The 16824-nt window shown below is 47.2% G+C and carries 12 protein-coding genes; 3 read left to right on the top strand and 9 right to left on the bottom strand.

What is annotated here, in order from left to right:
• A partial coding sequence (locus BLR32_RS17755; protein WP_143011510.1) for an integrase core domain-containing protein occupies positions 1-213 on the top strand: 213 nt, incomplete at its 5' end.
• 149 nt (positions 214-362) lie between these two features.
• Here BLR32_RS17755 and BLR32_RS17760 read toward each other — a convergent pair.
• From BLR32_RS17760 to BLR32_RS17780, 5 genes are read right to left on the bottom strand one after another with little or no spacing between them, the layout of a single operon-like run.
• A complete protein-coding gene (locus tag BLR32_RS17760) occupies positions 363-1766 on the bottom strand; it encodes an MBL fold metallo-hydrolase (RefSeq protein WP_089834199.1) in 1404 nt (467 codons plus the stop codon).
• Positions 1767-1807: 41 nt separating this feature from the next.
• Positions 1808-2311, bottom strand: a complete 504-nt coding sequence (locus tag BLR32_RS17765) for a DUF4442 domain-containing protein (RefSeq protein ID WP_089834200.1) — start codon at positions 2309-2311, stop codon at positions 1808-1810.
• A gap of 10 nt (positions 2312-2321) precedes the next feature.
• Positions 2322-2834 (bottom strand): thioredoxin family protein, encoded by a 513-nt coding sequence (locus tag BLR32_RS17770; protein WP_089834201.1) that lies wholly within the window; start codon positions 2832-2834, stop codon positions 2322-2324.
• A gap of 16 nt (positions 2835-2850) precedes the next feature.
• On the bottom strand, positions 2851-4935 hold the full coding sequence (gene ppk1 / locus BLR32_RS17775; RefSeq protein WP_089834202.1) for a polyphosphate kinase 1: 2085 nt from the start codon (positions 4933-4935) through the stop codon (positions 2851-2853).
• Positions 4936-4937: 2 nt separating this feature from the next.
• Complete coding sequence (locus BLR32_RS17780; RefSeq protein ID WP_089834203.1) at positions 4938-6212, bottom strand: Pycsar system effector family protein; 1275 nt, start codon at positions 6210-6212, stop codon at positions 4938-4940.
• 139 nt (positions 6213-6351) lie between these two features.
• On the opposite strand from BLR32_RS17780, the gene BLR32_RS17785 reads away from it, so the two are divergent.
• On the top strand, positions 6352-7191 hold the full coding sequence (locus tag BLR32_RS17785; RefSeq protein WP_089834204.1) for an SdiA-regulated domain-containing protein: 840 nt from the start codon (positions 6352-6354) through the stop codon (positions 7189-7191).
• A 10-nt stretch (positions 7192-7201) separates the two neighbouring features.
• Positions 7202-10873, top strand: coding sequence for a BamA/TamA family outer membrane protein (locus BLR32_RS17790; RefSeq protein WP_089834205.1), 3672 nt, complete (start codon positions 7202-7204; stop codon positions 10871-10873).
• A gap of 75 nt (positions 10874-10948) precedes the next feature.
• Here the strand turns inward: BLR32_RS17790 and BLR32_RS17795 are convergent, their stop codons facing one another.
• From BLR32_RS17795 to BLR32_RS17810, 4 genes are all read right to left on the bottom strand, one after another.
• The gene (locus BLR32_RS17795; protein ID WP_089834206.1) at positions 10949-13285 is read right to left on the bottom strand and encodes a hypothetical protein; all 2337 of its coding nucleotides are present in this window, start codon (positions 13283-13285) and stop codon (positions 10949-10951) included.
• Between the two features lie 220 nt (positions 13286-13505).
• Positions 13506-14726, bottom strand: a complete 1221-nt coding sequence (lysA, locus tag BLR32_RS17800) for a diaminopimelate decarboxylase (RefSeq protein ID WP_089834207.1) — start codon at positions 14724-14726, stop codon at positions 13506-13508.
• A 99-nt stretch (positions 14727-14825) separates the two neighbouring features.
• Positions 14826-15224, bottom strand: a complete 399-nt coding sequence (locus tag BLR32_RS17805; RefSeq protein ID WP_089834208.1) for an RNA-binding S4 domain-containing protein — start codon at positions 15222-15224, stop codon at positions 14826-14828.
• Between the two features lie 75 nt (positions 15225-15299).
• Positions 15300-16670, bottom strand: coding sequence for a dipeptidase (locus tag BLR32_RS17810; RefSeq protein ID WP_089834209.1), 1371 nt, complete (start codon positions 16668-16670; stop codon positions 15300-15302).
• Positions 16671-16824 lie beyond the last annotated feature (154 nt).

A 16824-nucleotide genomic window follows, 5' to 3' on the forward strand; every position in this document is an offset into this window, starting at 1 on the left:
CGGTTATTTAAAAACTATGAAACCGCGGCGGCTATAGTAACAGCGTCTATCCGCATCTACAATGAACAAAGGCCTCATGCAAGCTGCGACTACCTAACTCCAAATCAGGCACATACAAAACAAGGGGAATTAGTAAGGAGATGGCGAACGAAGAGAAAAGATAGTCCTGGATCAGGATTAACAGCTGATACTGTCAACCTGATCCAGGACTAAAATCTAAACAAAACAACCTTTTTAGGATTATCTTTTAATATTGTAAAATTCAAACGGATTATCTCATCAAAACTGTAAACCTATACCAGGACAAGACAGCTTGTACGGCGTCAATACGGCATCAGATCGGGACTAAAACGAAGATAAGTCTAACCTAAACCTATCTCAGAATGTCTCTCCGGGATCTCAACATCCTGAAATCCTTTCTTTATCAACCAGTTACGGAATATCTGCTGTACTTCATACTCTCCATGTACCAGGAATAACTTCTTCACCTCCCTGGGGTCCTGGCAAGACAGCCACTGGCTCAGGTCCTCATAATCACCATGAGCGCTCATAGAACGGATCACACCCACATCGGCCCTCACCTCGTAGCGGGTGCCGTAAATGGACACTTCCCTGGCCCCTCTCATCAGCCGACCACCCAAAGACTGCGGCTCACAATATCCAACTATCAGGATCGTATTCCGGCTGTCGCCGATATTGTTGGCGATATGATGCTTCACCCTGCCTGCTTCCGCCATACCTGAGGCTGAAATGATCACGCAAGGTTCCTGGCGGAAGTTCAGTGCTTTCGATTCATCTACGGTTTCAATATAGTGCAGACCAGGGAAGTCAAACGGATCGTCGTCAATCTCCAGCAGTTTGGCTACTGTCTTATTGAAAACCTCAGGATGATGCCTCACCACGTCTGTAGCTTCCAGCGACAGCGGACTATCCACAAAGATGTCCACCTTCGGTAACTTACCTTCCAGCCCTGCCCTGTTCAGTGCATACAGGAGCTCCTGGGTACGGCCCACACTGAAAGCAGGGATGATCAGTTTCCCTCTCTTTAGCTGACAGGTATCATGAATATATTTGATCAGCAGATCGTCTGAAGGAGCAGCTTCCGCATGTAAGGTGCTGCCATAGGTAGATTCCAGCAGGATGTAATCTGCCTGGGGGAAAATATCGGGGGATCTTAAGATGGCATCATTATACCGGCCTACATCTCCGCTGAAAGAAACCTGCGTAGTCTTTCCATCTTCCGTGACACGCACATGTACAGACGCACTTCCGATGATGTGACCTGCATCCGTGAAATACACTTCTATATCGTCATCTATCCGGAACCAGGTCTTGTAGTTCACTTTCTTCAGGTGTGTAACACTACGTTTAGCATCATCAATGCTATAGAGGGGCGCCACTTCCGGTTTGCCCTCTTTTCTCAGCTTCTTATTCTTGAACTTCGTATCATCTTCCTGAATCTTGGCGGAATCGAGCAGCAGGATCTCTGTCAGATCAAATGTGGCGGGTGTGCAGTAAATATGTCCCTTGAATCCTCTTTGTACCAGCAATGGTATTAGTCCTGAGTGATCGATATGCGCATGTGAAAGGATCATGTATGTCACTTCCGCTGCATTAAACCCAAAGTCTTCATTCATCGCATCCGTCTCTCTGCCCATTCCCTGGAACATGCCGCAGTCCAGCAGTATCTTCTTGCCATTCTTTAATGAGATAAGATGTTTGGAACCGGTAACTGTACGTGCCGCTCCGTGAAATGCAATTTTCATGTGGTGTGTTTGAGAAATGATCTGTAATGGTATATTCCTGTCTATGCTTTTCCTTTGAATGACCAGGTGATAGCGAAAGAGGCAATTACTGTGCCATCCTGGCTTTTACCGATACTGTTCACCGTAAGCACTTCCGGCTCTCCGGAAGCAGCGGTACGCGCTATGGCGGCCTGTATCGCCGCTCCGTCCTGACAGGTGAACCATGTCTTGCCAGTCGCTTTTTTAGTAAACGAAGCTTCCATACCAGTTACCAGCATGGATACACGTTTAGGAGCGGCCGCACGTACATACATCATGGCCATTAATCCCGTGCTCATTTCTGCCGCCATCGCCAGGCAGGCAAAATAAGTAGAGCGGAAAGGATTCTGGGATAACCACTTAAAGGGAACGACTATAGTGCATTGCTGCTCTTCTAACTGTTGTAACCTCACGCCTGCCAGCCATGCAATGGGCAGCTTCCATAAAAGATAAAGGGAAAACTTAAACGGGTGTCCGGCAAAACGGATGAATGACCGGACAGCTGGATGAGACGTGGATTGCTCCATAGCGGTGGCTTTATTGGTTTGTATAATAAGCGGGATTCAATGCATCCGGCGCCCACTGTTTCAGCATGTCTGCCACCTTCTCCTTGTCATAAGTATCTGCCGATTCCAGCAAACCGGAATTCTGTGTATGTAACCTGTTCCCTTTTGCATCCAGGATTACCAGTACCGGGAAACCAAAACGCTGCGGATATCCCAGCTGTTTCAGCAATGGCAGGTTCTTGTTCTCCTTGCTATAATTCAGGTGGTACACTACATAGTTTTTCTCTTCCAGTGCATTCAGGGTCGAATCTTCATGAACAAACTTATAGAAGCGCTTACACCAGATGCACCAGTTTCCTCCGATCTGGATCAACACGTGCTTATTCGTTGCCGCCGCCTGTTTTTCTGCTTTCAGCAGATCTGCCGCTGCATCTGCCGCGGGATCATAGATATGCTGAAGATCCAGGTAGGTTTTTTCCTGTGCATGGGCCATGCCTATAGCACACATCATTACCACAATGGGTAGTAATAAATATTTCTGCATACGTTAATTTATCTGTCTACAAAGACTGTATATACTGGTATATCGCCTGTTGTGCATTTACACGCGGCGCGCCTTCTTCCGGAACAATTTCAATATTACGAATCTCCGCGTCCAGTTTCACCGCATTGGTATTATCTGCCAGCTGCAAGCGGATAATTTCTTTCAGTTGCGCCTGTAACTGCGGATCATATACCGGGAAGCACACCTCAATACGCCGGTGCAGGTTACGGTTCATCCAGTCTGCCGATCCCATATAGACCTCTTCATTGCCATTGTTATGGAAGATAAAGACCCTGGCATGTTCCAGGTAACGGTCCACAATCCGTCGTACCCTGATATTACTGCTCTCCGGCTGTTCCGGCACCAAACAGCAAATACTGCGGGCTATCAGATCAATCTTCACTCCTTCCTGGCTGGCGGTATACAGGCTGGCAATCATCTCTTTCTCCTGCAGGTTATTCAGCTTGATGATGATCTTTGCCGGTTTGCCTGCACGGGCATTTTCAATCTCACGATTGATCAGTTCCTTAAAGCGGTCCATCAGGTTGAACTGTGCTACCAGCAGATGCTGGAAGGTAAGGAACTTATATTTGACCGGTTGTTCCCTGGCCTGCAGGTACAGAAAGAGCAATTCCAGTTCCTGCGTAATGCCGGGATGAGCTGTCATCATCACATGATCTGTATAGAACCGTGCGGTAGATTCATTGAAGTTGCCCGTAGCCATCAATCCTGAGTAGTCCCACTGGTATCCGCGACGGCGTTTCACCAATGCGATCTTGGCATGTACTTTCAGTCCGGGTATACTGTATATGATCTTTACCCCTGCGGCCTTCATCTTCTTAGCCCAGCGGATATTGTTAGCTTCATCAAAACGGGCTTTCAACTCCACGAATACCGTTACCTGCTTACCATTGCGGGCAGCGCTGATCAGTGCATTCGCGATCTGTGAGCTGGAAGCAATGCGATACAGGGTAATGTAAATTTCCTGTACGGCAGGATCTACTGCCGCTTCATTAAAGAAACGCAGGATGTAGTCGTACCGCTGGTAGGGAGCGTGCAACAGGATGTCCCGTTTGGCTACTTCGTCCAGCAGACGGGGCACATTCTCCAGTGCAGGTACCTGTATAGAAGACTGTTTCGGATAACTGAAGGCGGGCGACTTCACCGGCATAGGCAGGTCGTTCAGATCCTTCAGATTGTGATAACGGCCACCTTCTACCATTTCTTCCGGCAGGATGTGGAAGTAAACTGCCAGCAGTTTCTGCAAGGCCAGCGGCATCGTTGCATCGTACAGAAAGCGGGTAGGAATCCCCAGTTCTCTCTTCTGGATCATGGTTTCTACCTGTTCGAGGATATCGCTGGCCAGTTCATTCATGTCTGTTTCCGCATCACGGGTGATCTTGATACTGTAGCAACCAGTTACTGTATAACCCGGGAAGAGGAAGCCTACATTCTCCCTGATCACGTCGTCCAGCATGGCAATGTAATACACATTATCCAGCGGTGGCAATTCTATAAAGCGGGGCAGTGAAGCGCTGGGAATATTGACCAGGGCATATTGCTGCATATCAGGAGCCGTGTCTTCCGTAAGAGAAACCACCAGGTATAGCTGGTTATTCTCCAGGAACACTTCCTCCGGTTTCTTCTTCCGTAGCCACAGTGGCTGCAGAAAGCTGAGTACCTTTGTCAGGAAATACTCCCGCAGGTGCTCAAGATGTAATGTATGTAAAGGCTCGTTGTAGTACAGGTGTATATTGTAACTGCGTAATGCAGGCAATAACTGTCCGGTCAATGTACGTCCGAATTCTCCCAGCTGCCTGTTGATCTCCTGTTGTATAGCAGGCAATGTATCCTGCGAAAGAATGTCTTCTCCGGCGGCGTCAGGATTACGATGTAACAGCTTATTCACTGCCAGTACAGCTGGCATACGCACACGGAAAAACTCATCTAAGTTGGAAGAGAAGATAGAGAGGAACTTGATCCTTTCATACAATGGCACCTCTTCACTTTTAGCCATACAGAGCACGCGGTAGTTGAACGATAACCAGCTAAGGTCACGGTCATACAGCGGCACATTCGTAGATATAGTCTTGTTACTCATGCTTAGTTCTTCACCGGAAAAAATAGGGCTGCTATCAGGAACGCCAATACGGAAATGATCAATCCGAACATAAAGATGTTGTAGGCGATGCGCAATTGTTTATACTTTTTGCCCAACACGACACCAAGATGGTAGATGTCCTGTATCATGCTGCCATACACATATTCATTGTCTTTCATCATTTCAGTCATACCCCAGGTATACTCTTCCAGCGACATCTGATGGAAGTTACCAAAGAACAACAGGTTAGTCTTTTTACTGTCGATATCTGCTTTAGTGAACTTTCCGACGTTGATATTAGGGCGGGTGGCCAGCACGGAGAAAATAATAGTCAGCACTCCTGTCAACAGGAATATGAAGGCAGGGATGATCAGGTTAGGATAATCTTCCAGTCTTCTGAACAACACACCCAGTATAACGGATATGATGATAGAGTTCACTGAGATCATGATATGCGCCTTACTGTCTGCCATAGAGCTTAGGCGGATATGATTGGTAGAAGTGGTACGGAACATGGTTTCCACACCTCTTCCGGGTTTGGGTTCCTTGTCTTTCTTCTTCTCTTCCTTTCCTTTCTTCTCTTCCTTGATGGCAGCCGGGCTTCCATTATCAGCAAGCGGCAATGCATGCCCTTCTTTTTTAGCGGCGGCCTTTTCTTTCTTATGGGCCTTTTCTTCCTGTTTGTCCAGTTTACTTTTCAACTTGGCGATGTTTTCTTCTTTTTGTTGTTGTAGCAATGCTTTACAGTATGCTGTGAAATAATGATGGGATTCCTGCAGGCGTAAAGAGCCGGCATTCCAGGTAGCACCAGGGATCTCTTTTCCCCAGGTTAGTTCCATTTCCTGTCTTAGTAGACGGGAACGTTCTTTAAAGTCTTTTGTACCCAGGTGAAACAGGTCTGCATCACATACGATCTCTTCCAGCAGGTTTTGTGGATTCTGTGGCATTTTTGTAGCCATGATACAGCCTACCACCTGCTGTTGTACATTTTCTGGAATCTGTTGTACATTTAAGAACTCCCTGGCCATCTCAGCGCCCTTCTCTTCATGCATTTTCGTTTCTCCTGCCAGGTAGCCCAGATCATGGAACCAGCACGCCACATATACCACGAGCAGGTCATTGTCCTCCAGCCGGTAATGCGCTGCAATCTGCTGTGCTGCTGCCACCACCAGCTTTGTGTGTTCTAAATTATGATACACCAGGTTAGGGTGAGGACGGTCCTGGTATTGCTTCGCAACATATTGTTCTGCTGCTTCTATGATTAATCCTGTTTGCATAAGCCTTAGTTAAAAAAGCAAAACTGAGATCAGCAAGTTACTGCATTTTTAAGTTAATTTTATTCCATGAATACGCAATGCCGGATACAGCGGGCCTGTCGCTCGCTGTGTTTCTGCATTGAATATTAACCACTCATCTATGCAAGTAAGATATATTGCGTTCTTTTTCCTGTTCCTGTCCTGCAATGCATTCAATCGCGAGGATAAACAATATGGCTCTCCCAAAGGTTATAATCTTGCAGAGCCTACCCGTTACCGTGTCAGACAGTCCATGCAGGAGATATCAGGCATCGTCCTGGCCCCCGATGAACATCATATCCTGTCTATTAACGACGAAGAGGGTAAGATCTATTCCATCGATGTGAATACAGACAGGGCCTACCCTACTTCCAAGTTTGACAGAAGCGGCGACTATGAAGATCTGGCTACCAGTGGTTCCGATTGGTTTGTGCTCAAGAGCAACGGGCACCTGTATCACATCCATGGCATGTTCACTGACACGGTAGATGCCACCCATTATAAACTATCTCTTCCAGGCAAAAGGGAATTTGAGAGCCTTTACTTCGACGCAAGAGACAGTAGCCTGATCGCCATCTGTAAGACTTGTGACGAAGACAAAAGAGAAGGCTTTACCACCGCTTACCGTTTCCGGCTGAATACTATGGAGTATGACACCACGCCGGCCTTCCGTATCAACGTAGCCGATATTGCCAGGCTAACAGGCGGAGATGTAGGGCGTTTCAGACCTTCCGGGGCCGCAGTACATCCGATAGAACACCGGCTATATATTGTATCAGCTATCAACCGCCTGCTCGTTATTACCGACCTTGACGGTAAAGTACAGGAAGCTTATAATCTACAGCGTCGCCGCTTTCCGCAACCGGAAGGCATCTCTTTCACCGCAAACGGCGATATGTACATATCTAACGAAGCAGTAGACGAATCGCAGGCCAGCATTCTGAAATTTAAGTACCATTGAACTCATCACGATGATTAGCATTTTACCAAAAGCAAGACACATTCTACCCCTCCTCTTCCTGCCACTGCTCACGCAGGCCCAGATGACGGACGACAGCCTGGCGCGCCGGGTGATCCTCATCGGAGACGCCGGAGAGTTACATAAAGACGGGCACAATCCTGTTATAGATGCAGTGAAACAGCGTATTAATCTCCAGGATGCCAGGAACACAGTGTTATTCCTGGGCGACAACATATACCCTCTCGGCCTGCCGGATGAAGGCTCCTCCAGGTACGATGAGGCCAGACAAGTACTGGATTACCAGGTAGGCCTGGTAAAAAACACCAACACACAAGCCATCTTCATTCCCGGTAACCATGACTGGAAACGTTCCAAACCGGATGGATGGCAGACAGTGATCAATCAGCAACTGTATGTAGACTCCTTACAATTGCCCAACGTCAACTTCCTGCCTAAAGATGGCTGTCCCGGTCCTGAAGAGGTACACCTGGACAACAACACTACCCTGATCATCATGGATACAGAATGGTGGTTGTTCCCGTACCAGAAACCCGGATCAGAATCTTCCTGCGATACTAAAACAAGGGAAGAGGTGCTCACTGAACTGAACGATATCGTTAGCCGTAACAGGAATAAACTGATCATCTTTGCAGCTCACCACCCTTTCAGGAGCTATGGCATACATGGCGGTTATTATACCATCAAACAACATATCTTCCCTTTTACTGACCTGAAAAAAGGACTGTACATTCCATTACCACTGATCGGGTCTATCTACCCTATCACCCGCGGTGTATTTGGCACTCCGGAAGATATTCCGAACCCGATCTACCAGTCAATGATCCGTGGAGTGGAAGCGGCTATTAAACCACATGGACCAGCCATCTTCGTGTCGGGTCATGACCATACCCTTCAGCTCATCAAAGACGAACAGAACTTCTATATCGTGAGTGGTTCCGGCTCTAAAGAGAACAGGGTAAAGAAAGGCAGCAAGTCGCTCTTTGCCAGCAATGAGAATGGATATACCGTGCTGGAAATATCCAAAAGTGGCCGTGTGGAAGTAAAATACTATACCATAGAGAAAACAGATGCTCCCGCATATGCACAACAGTTATTCAGCCTGCAGGATGTTCGTTCCAGCGCTATTGCCAATGCCAGTCCTTCTGCCAGCCAGCTGCCTGCTGCGGTTGTTATGCCTGCGGATTCTCAATATACCGGTAAGACAAGTTTCCATTACTGGCTGATGGGAAGGAATTACCGCGATGTATGGGGCACCCCGCTCAGCTTCCCGGTTTTAGACCTGAACAAAGAAAAGGGAGGTCTGAAGATCCTGAAACGCGGCGGTGGTATGCAGACACTCTCTCTGCGCCTGGAAGATAAAGATGGTAAGGAATGGGTGCTCCGCTCCCTGAAGAAATACCCGGATAAGGCTGTACCAGAGGCGCTGCGCGAAACAGTAGCCAAAGATGTTGTACAGGATCAGATCTCCGCTGCTAATCCTTATGCACCCGTAGCGGTAGTACCACTGGCAGATGCTGCCGGTGTTCATCATACCAACCCCACTTTTGTATACCTGCCTAAAGACACGGTCCTGGGTATTTATCAGAACACTTTCGGGGATGACGTTTACCTGTTTGAAGAAAGAGAAGCAGATGTAAAGGGGAAGACGCTGAACACTCCTAAAGTCCTTGAACAGTTGCATGGAGATAATGATAATACTATCGATCAGCCGGCAGTACTGAACGCACGTCTGCTGGACCTGCTGATAGCAGACTGGGACCGTCACGATGACCAGTGGAGATGGGGCGCAGAGAATGATAAAAAAGCAAAGACACAAAAATACTTCCCTATCCCCCGCGACCGCGACCAGGCATTCTTTGTAAATGAAGGTTTCCTGCCACGTATTGCCTCCAGGCGTTGGGCATTGCCTAATATCCAGGGCTTCCGTCCCAAGATCAGGTTTGTAGAAGGTCAGAACCCTACTGCACAACCTTTCGACCGTTCCTTTATGAACGAGCTGAGTGAACAACAGTGGAAAGATATCAGCAGGAACTTCGTACAACGTATCACAGATTCTGCTATCAGGGCGGCTGTGAACCGCTTCCCCGATACCATCAGGGCAGAAGTTGGCGAGCGTACCTACAATACACTGATAGCCCGCCGCGCTATACTGGAGAAAGAAGCGCTTGAATTATACCGCTTCCTCTCTAAAAAAGTGGAAGTGACCGGCAGTAAAAAAGACGAGCTGTTTACCGTTGAACGTCTGCCGGGAGGCCTGATGGATGTAACGGTTACCAAGATCAATAAAAAGGGAGAACTGGAACAGGTGATCTATCACCGTACTTTCGATCCTAAAGACACCCGTGAATTAAGGCTGTTCGGTCTTGGTGGTGAAGACAGATTTGTCATGAAAGGAGATAATGGTTCTCCTATCAAAGTGCGCATCATCGGTGGTAAAGATGTGGATACTTATATCGACAGCACCGGCAGCCATGCTGGCAAGCGTATTCGCATCTATGAACTGGCCAACAGGAAAGACAGCTTCGATATGCACGGCAATGACAGACGTATCCTGTCTTCCAATCCGGACATCATCAGATATGAGCGCACCTTCTTCCGCTTACAATACAACAAACTGATGCCGCTGGCGTCTGCCGGATTTAACGCAGATGATGGTCTGTCGCTCGGCCTCGGCTTCCAGTATACCACACAGGGCTTCCGTAAACGCCCGTTCGCCACAAGACATACCGTACTGGCCGGTCACTCACTGGGTACCGATGCATGGCAGTTCCGTTACCTGGGCGAATTCACAGACGTAATCGGCAATACTGATCTGACCATCACTGCCAATGCAAAAGCACCTAACAATACGATCAACTTCTTCGGCTTCGGTAATGAAACGGTGTTCGATAAATCGAGGACCATCCGGTATTACCGTACCCGTTTCGCCCTGTTCAACATCGAGCCATTACTGAATACCAAACTGTCACGGAATGTAGAACTGTATTATGGTCCTTCACTGACTTATTACAGCCTTGATAAAGATGAAACGACAGGACGTATCATCTCAGACTTCCCACACAATGGACTGGACTCTCTGTCTGTTTACCGGTCTAAGTCATACGCTGGTCTGCGCCTGGGATTAAGGATTGATACCCGCGATAATGCCCTGATACCAACAAGAGGCATCAGCTGGAATACTTCTGTATACGGCAGCCAGGGACTGAATGAAGAGAAACGTAATTACCTGCAGGCGCAGACAGACCTGAGTATTTACACCAACTTCCATGTACCGACCAGTGTTGTACTGGTAACCCGTTTCGGAGCAAACAAGATCTGGGGCAACTATGAATTCTTCCAGGCAGCAGCGATCGGTGGTGTGCAGAATCTCAGGGGTTATCGTAATTACCGTTTTACCGGTAATGCGGCAGTGTACAATAACGTAGAGCTGCGCGTTAAGCTGTTTGATTTCCGCTCTTACCTCTTCCCTGCCAGTGTGGGCCTGCTTGCCTTCAATGATGTAGGCAGGGTATGGTTCCCCAGTCAGAAGTCAGCTATATGGCATGACGGCTATGGCGGAGGCGTTTACTTCACTCCTGCTAATCTCGTAGTACTTTCAGCGATAGTAGGCCGTTCTGATGAAGGCGTATTACCATACATTACTTTCGGATTCAGGTTCTGATATCCGGATTAAAATAGCAAAGGCCCGCTCTCATGACAAGAGCGGGCCTTTTTTGTTATATTAAATCCTACAGTCCTAGTCCATATTCACCTTCACACGTAATGCTCTCAGACCGCTTACCCCTTGCAGGTCTTCCAGGTCCAGCATTTCTACTTCAGATGACAATACTCCTTTATTCTGCAGGAAGGTGATGTACTTCAGGTATTCCTCCATTTCCTTCGCATAGGCATATACGATAGAAATAGTACCGGGTTGTGTCAGGCGTTTACCTGTCTGACGGATATGCACTTTATCTATCCGTTTCTTCATGATCTCATAACGGATATTGTAAGCACCTTCCACATCGAAGCGGCGTTCATCCTGACGGAAGCTGATATCTATCGGATTGCTGTGCACCAGGATCAGCTGTGTAGTCTGTAAAGGCACCTTTAGTGTGTCTTTCAGTTTATTGGTCATCTTCGCGATCTCTGCCATGGAAGAAAGCTGCCACAGACGGAGGTTACGCAGATACAGCATGTCGAACTTACGGCTCTGAGCGATTGCCTGTCCTATATAGATATTGTACTCCACACCATCGGTACGGTACTTCTCAAAATAGCAGGGGAAAGAATGCTGAATATTCTCTTTCTCTTTATCCAGGTACTTATTGATTTTCTCGTTGATCTTCGCCAGGCTCTCTTCATATTCCTGACGGTGATGCAGGATATGACCTTCTGAAGTATCTACCACAGAGAAATAGCGCTCCAGTGCAGGCTGCAGTTCAGGATGACTTTCATGCAGGTGACGGAACAATGGCCCGATCTCTTCATCGAGGTAGTTGTTCGTCTTCAGCTCATCTTCAGACAGCATGCCACTGGTAATACCAGTGATCAGCTCATCGTTCTTGAACTTCAGTTCTTCCAGCAATGGCAGATAGATTGCATTGCCGATATAATCAAGTATTTCCCTGATCAACAGTAACTGTTCCCGTAGGTCTTCGTGGATCGCATTGCTGCGTTCTGTAGAAGAGTTCCTGATATCAACAGCGCCATATAAAGGATAGACATCTTCAAAAGAGATATTACCAATGTCCTTACGCTCTTCCTGCGGCGTATGCAGATAATGCCAGGCAGCATCTGTAAATTTCCATTCTACGGATGGTTGCAAGGCAGTGAACTGCTCCTTGATCACCTGAACGATGCGGTTATTCACAATGTCGGCGCCCCTGGTCAGCAACATCATTACCTGCTGATGAGCAGGATATGCACGGCCTATTGTTTCCGCAGTAACCTTATTGACCTGAGAAGACGCTATTTCAACTATTCCCAACAGCTGTCCTTCATACCATATCGGCGCCATCAGATAGCTCTTGATACCTTTGAGTGGCAGATAACGCAGGAAAGGATAAGACAGCAAAGTAGCGTCAGTTACTTCCGGGATCAGCAATGGATCTTTCTGCATCATCAGGTGTTCCAGCAGTTGCTGAAATAACTGTTGCTGCTGTTTACCATTGTTGATCACTCCCAGCATGACACCGCTTTCGCAGAGATCGCATTCCAGTACATACTTACCATTGATCTTTGGAATCGGTACGATATGAACACTGACATCTTCCTGCTGGATCAGTGATTCCAGTTCCTCTTCCATCCGGCGGTAGGTCTGCTGTTCGTTACCATCATGCATGTTCAGGATCAGGTTCTTCATGGTATTCTGCACCTCATCCTTTGTAACATCCTGTATGGTCCAGATCACAAAACCTTCCAGTGCGAAGTTGCGCAATGGCAGCAATTCCTGCAGGACTTCCAGAGAGAAATGCTGCTGGCATATGTTGTCATATTTCAGGTTGGGGATCTCTCCCTTCACTTTTACATCTACGAAACGTGCATCAATATGTAATTTCACATACTTCTTCAAGCCGTTACTTTCAGGCAGGGTAACATGATGGATGATCTCGTTCTGGTAATCCATCGGAAACCCATATACTTTTTCAAGTAAGAGTTTGTATAACCATTCCAGTTTGTCTCTTTTTACTTTCTCCACAGAGATACCTTCCGGCACTGCCAGAAGCTTATCGCCATTAGCGGCAAAGAGCTTTTTGAACAGATCGGAGTAGTAAAAGATGGCAAACTTGTGAGGAACGCCTATGCCATATATATCCTTGTCCATGTCGACAGTGACAGGGAAAATGGTTGCAATGATCAGATCAAGATATTCCTGGTAAGCAGACAGGTCGTCCGCACCGGCTATGGGCCCCAGGAGGGCGGGGTTACCTTCAAACTGTTTAACTATCTTTTGGTAGTAAGCAGCACGTGCGTCCGATGTTTTGGCAGCCTTTTCTTTCAGAAACTTAACGTAAGGACCGAATGAAATGTGGCTGTCTATCATCACTTCCTCTTCTCTGAACACTTCGGAGTTAGCTGATAAAACTTTCATAAACTATAATGTGTAAAAAATACTCATCCTATATATAAGAGACGATTGGGAAAATAAATTATTTTATGTGGCTAGCAGAATAGACAGTGTGCAGGTAAAGCAGGATTGCGGTGAATCATTTTGCAAATTTATGTTAAAACTTGTTATAACACTTCAAAAAAAATGCAGATTTGCTTATACAAATCTGCATTAGTGCTTTAAGTATTAAGTAATTAGTTAATTACAGCTCTATCTGGTTACGCAACAGGTCTTCAATCGTATCCCGCTTACGGATCAGCTGTGCCTTACCATCTTTCACCAGTACTTCAGCTGGTTTCAGGCGGGAGTTAAAATTGGAGGACATTTCGAAGCCATAGGCGCCGGCATTGTAAAATACCAGGTAGTCGCCCTCTTTCACCTCATTAATCTTACGGTCCCAGCCAAAAGTGTCTGTCTCACAGATATTTCCCACAACGGTATAGATACGCTCTGTTCCTTTAGGATTGGAAATATTGCGGATCAGGTGGAAAGCATCGTAGAACATAGGCCTGATCAGGTGGTTAAAGCCTGAATTCACACCTACGAATACGGTAGCAGTAGTCTGCTTGATAACATTAGCTTTTACAATGAAATAACCGCATTGGCTTACCAGGAACTTACCCGGCTCAAACCATACCTGCAGCGGACGGTCGTATGTCTTGCTGAATTTATTAAAGGCTTCCGACAGCTTTTTGCCCAGCAGGTTAATATCTGTTTCAGGATCACCAGCCTGATAAGCTACTTTAAAGCCGCTTCCCAGGTCAATGAATTCCAGGTCAGGGAAATGTACTGCCTGTTCGAACATGATCTCTACCCCACGCAGGAATACATCCACATCCTTGATCTCAGAACCGGTATGCATGTGCAGGCCGGTCACTTTCAGTTTGGTGCTTTTCACGATACGCTCAATATGGCGCAGCTGATGAATAGAGATACCGAACTTGCTGTCTACGTGCCCGGTGGAGATCTTATAGTTTCCACCAGCCATGATATGCGGATTCAGGCGGATACAGATAGGGTAAGAATCACCGAAACGGTTTCCAAACTGTTCCAGGATGGAGATGTTGTCGATGTTGATATGCACACCCAGTTCTTTCGCAGCGATGATCTCGTCCAGGTCCACGCAGTTTGGCGTGAAGATGATGTTATCAGGCGAAAAACCTGCTTTCAGTCCCAGTAATACTTCCTGGATCGATACGGTATCCAATCCGCAGCCCAGGGAATTGATGTACTTCAGGACGTTGATATTGGTCAATGCTTTACAGGCGTAGAAAAAGCGGGCATCCGTTTTATGGAAAGCTGTTTGCAGCTTTTCGTACTGGATCTTTATTTTTTCAGCATGATATACATATACCGGTGTTCCAAATTCTTCCGCCACTTTCACGAGGAAGTCGGCTGGGAGAAGATCGCTTTGCTTAGACATTTATGGATAATGATTTACAAATTTTTTCATGTGCAGACAGCTGATTCTCTAAGGGCTGCCTGAAAAGTCTGCGAATTTACTACTGAAACCGGAGATTTTTTACAAATCTTCTTCTCCTCCACCCATAAAGTCGTCCAGCTCGCGGCGTTCCTTCTTGGTCGGACGGCCAATCTTGCTTGGGCGCTTACCTGTCTGGAACACAGAAGCCTCGCGGTGCTGCTGTTTATCCTCTTCAGGAGTGATATCATTGTAAAACTTGATCGCTTCTGTATACTGCACACGGTTGGCCAGCAGGCCGGTTACCTGTATCACCCACTTACGGCCTTCAGTTCTGATCTCATAAACGTCGTTAACGGCTACCGGGCGGGCTGCTTTTACTGCTGCCCCGTTCATTTTCACCCTGCCGGATTCACAGCCTGCTGAGGCCAGGGAGCGGGTCTTAAAGATTCTGATAGACCAGAGGTACTTGTCGATACGTACTTTTTCTACTTCTTTCATCTTTGGATAATGTATAAGGCCGGCCCGTTAGTAACGAGCCGGCCTTCAAATTTATCAATAAATAGCGTTATCGGGCTATTTGCTCATTTCTGCGAAATATTTGTGGAAGTAAGGGATGGTCTCAATTCCTTTATAGAAGTTGGCCAGGCCATACTTTTCGTTGGGAGAGTGCAGGTTATCGCTGTCCAGACCAAAGCCCATGAGGATGGTCTTCAGGCCCAGTTCCTTCTCAAACAGTGCTACGATAGGAATACTTCCGCCGCCGCGCATCGGGATAGGACCTTTACCGAAGGTAGCCTTGATCGCCTCACTGGCTGCTTTGAAAGCCACATGATCTGTTGGCGTTACGTAGGGGCTGCCGCCATGATGGGTTGTTACCTTTACCTTCACAGATTTGGGAGCGATCTTTTCAAAGTGTGCCTGGAATAATGCAGAGATCTCTTTCCAGTCCTGGTTAGGCACCAGGCGCATGGAGATCTTGGCAGAAGCCTTGGATGGCAGCACGGTTTTGGAGCCTTCTCCGGTATAACCACCCCAGATACCGTTTACTTCCAGTGTAGGACGGATGCCGGTGCGCTCGATGGTAGTATATCCTTTTTCGCCCCAGAGTTCATCTACCCCCAGGTCTGCTTTGTATTCCGCCTCATCGAAAGGTGCGGCGTTCAGTGCATCACGTTCTTCCTTGCTCAGCTCCTGTACTTTGTCATAAAAGCCGGGAATGGTGATGTGGTTATTTTCATCGTGCAGGGAAGCGATCATCTTACAGAGGATGGTGGCGGGATTAGCTACCGCACCACCGTATACGCCGCTATGCAGGTCGCGGTTAGGACCGGTTACTTCCACTTCCATATAGGAAAGACCGCGCAGACCGGTATCCAGTGAAGGATTTTCCAGGCTGAGCATGGCAGTGTCAGAGATCAGCACAACATCTGCTTTCAGTCTTTCTTTATTCTCCTTGATGAAGATACCCAGATTAGCAGACCCAACTTCCTCTTCGCCCTCTATCATGAATTTGATATTGCAGGGCAAGGTGTTGGTTTTGGCCATGGTTTCAAATGCCTTCACATGCATGTAAAACTGTCCTTTATCATCGGCGCTGCCGCGTGCATAGATCTTTTCATCTTTGATAACAGGCTCGAAAGGACCGCTATTCCAGAGCTCCAGCGGATCTGCAGGCTGTACGTCGTAGTGGCCGTACACTAATACGGTAGGTAGTGCAGGGTTTATGATTTTCTCTCCATATACGATAGGATGGCCCGCGGTAGGGCATACCTCTACATTTTCAGCGCCGGCTTCCTGCAGGCGCAGCTTCACAGCTTCCGCACAGGTTTTCACATCCTTGCTGAAGCTTGAGTCAGCACTAACAGAGGGGATGCGCAACAATTCCAGCAGTTCTTCGAGGAAACGATCTTTGTGTGTAACCTGGTAATCTTTCCAAACTTGCATGTTCCAGTAAATTAGCTTTTAGAAAGGTGCAATTTAAGGGAAAGTCAGAAATATTGATTTGTCTGTTTCAGCCGATCAATTTGACCACATTAACACCGCATTAACAATTTTGTTGAACTTTTGATCGAACTTAACCCTGCAAAAACCGGTATAC

This window comes from Chitinophaga filiformis (genome assembly GCF_900102545.1).
Lineage (GTDB): Bacteria > Bacteroidota > Bacteroidia > Chitinophagales > Chitinophagaceae > Chitinophaga > Chitinophaga filiformis.

Coding starts and splice junctions, on each gene's coding strand:
- BLR32_RS17760 (WP_089834199.1), bottom strand. CDS start 1,766: ATGAAAATTGCATTTCACGGAGCGGCACGTACAGTTACCGGTTCCAAA.
- BLR32_RS17765 (WP_089834200.1), bottom strand. CDS start 2,311: ATGGAGCAATCCACGTCTCATCCAGCTGTCCGGTCATTCATCCGTTTT.
- BLR32_RS17770 (WP_089834201.1), bottom strand. CDS start 2,834: ATGCAGAAATATTTATTACTACCCATTGTGGTAATGATGTGTGCTATA.
- ppk1 (WP_089834202.1), bottom strand. CDS start 4,935: ATGAGTAACAAGACTATATCTACGAATGTGCCGCTGTATGACCGTGAC.
- BLR32_RS17780 (WP_089834203.1), bottom strand. CDS start 6,212: ATGCAAACAGGATTAATCATAGAAGCAGCAGAACAATATGTTGCGAAG.
- BLR32_RS17785 (WP_089834204.1), top strand. CDS start 6,352: ATGCAAGTAAGATATATTGCGTTCTTTTTCCTGTTCCTGTCCTGCAAT.
- BLR32_RS17790 (WP_089834205.1), top strand. CDS start 7,202: ATGATTAGCATTTTACCAAAAGCAAGACACATTCTACCCCTCCTCTTC.
- BLR32_RS17795 (WP_089834206.1), bottom strand. CDS start 13,285: ATGAAAGTTTTATCAGCTAACTCCGAAGTGTTCAGAGAAGAGGAAGTG.
- lysA (WP_089834207.1), bottom strand. CDS start 14,726: ATGTCTAAGCAAAGCGATCTTCTCCCAGCCGACTTCCTCGTGAAAGTG.
- BLR32_RS17805 (WP_089834208.1), bottom strand. CDS start 15,224: ATGAAAGAAGTAGAAAAAGTACGTATCGACAAGTACCTCTGGTCTATC.
- BLR32_RS17810 (WP_089834209.1), bottom strand. CDS start 16,670: ATGCAAGTTTGGAAAGATTACCAGGTTACACACAAAGATCGTTTCCTC.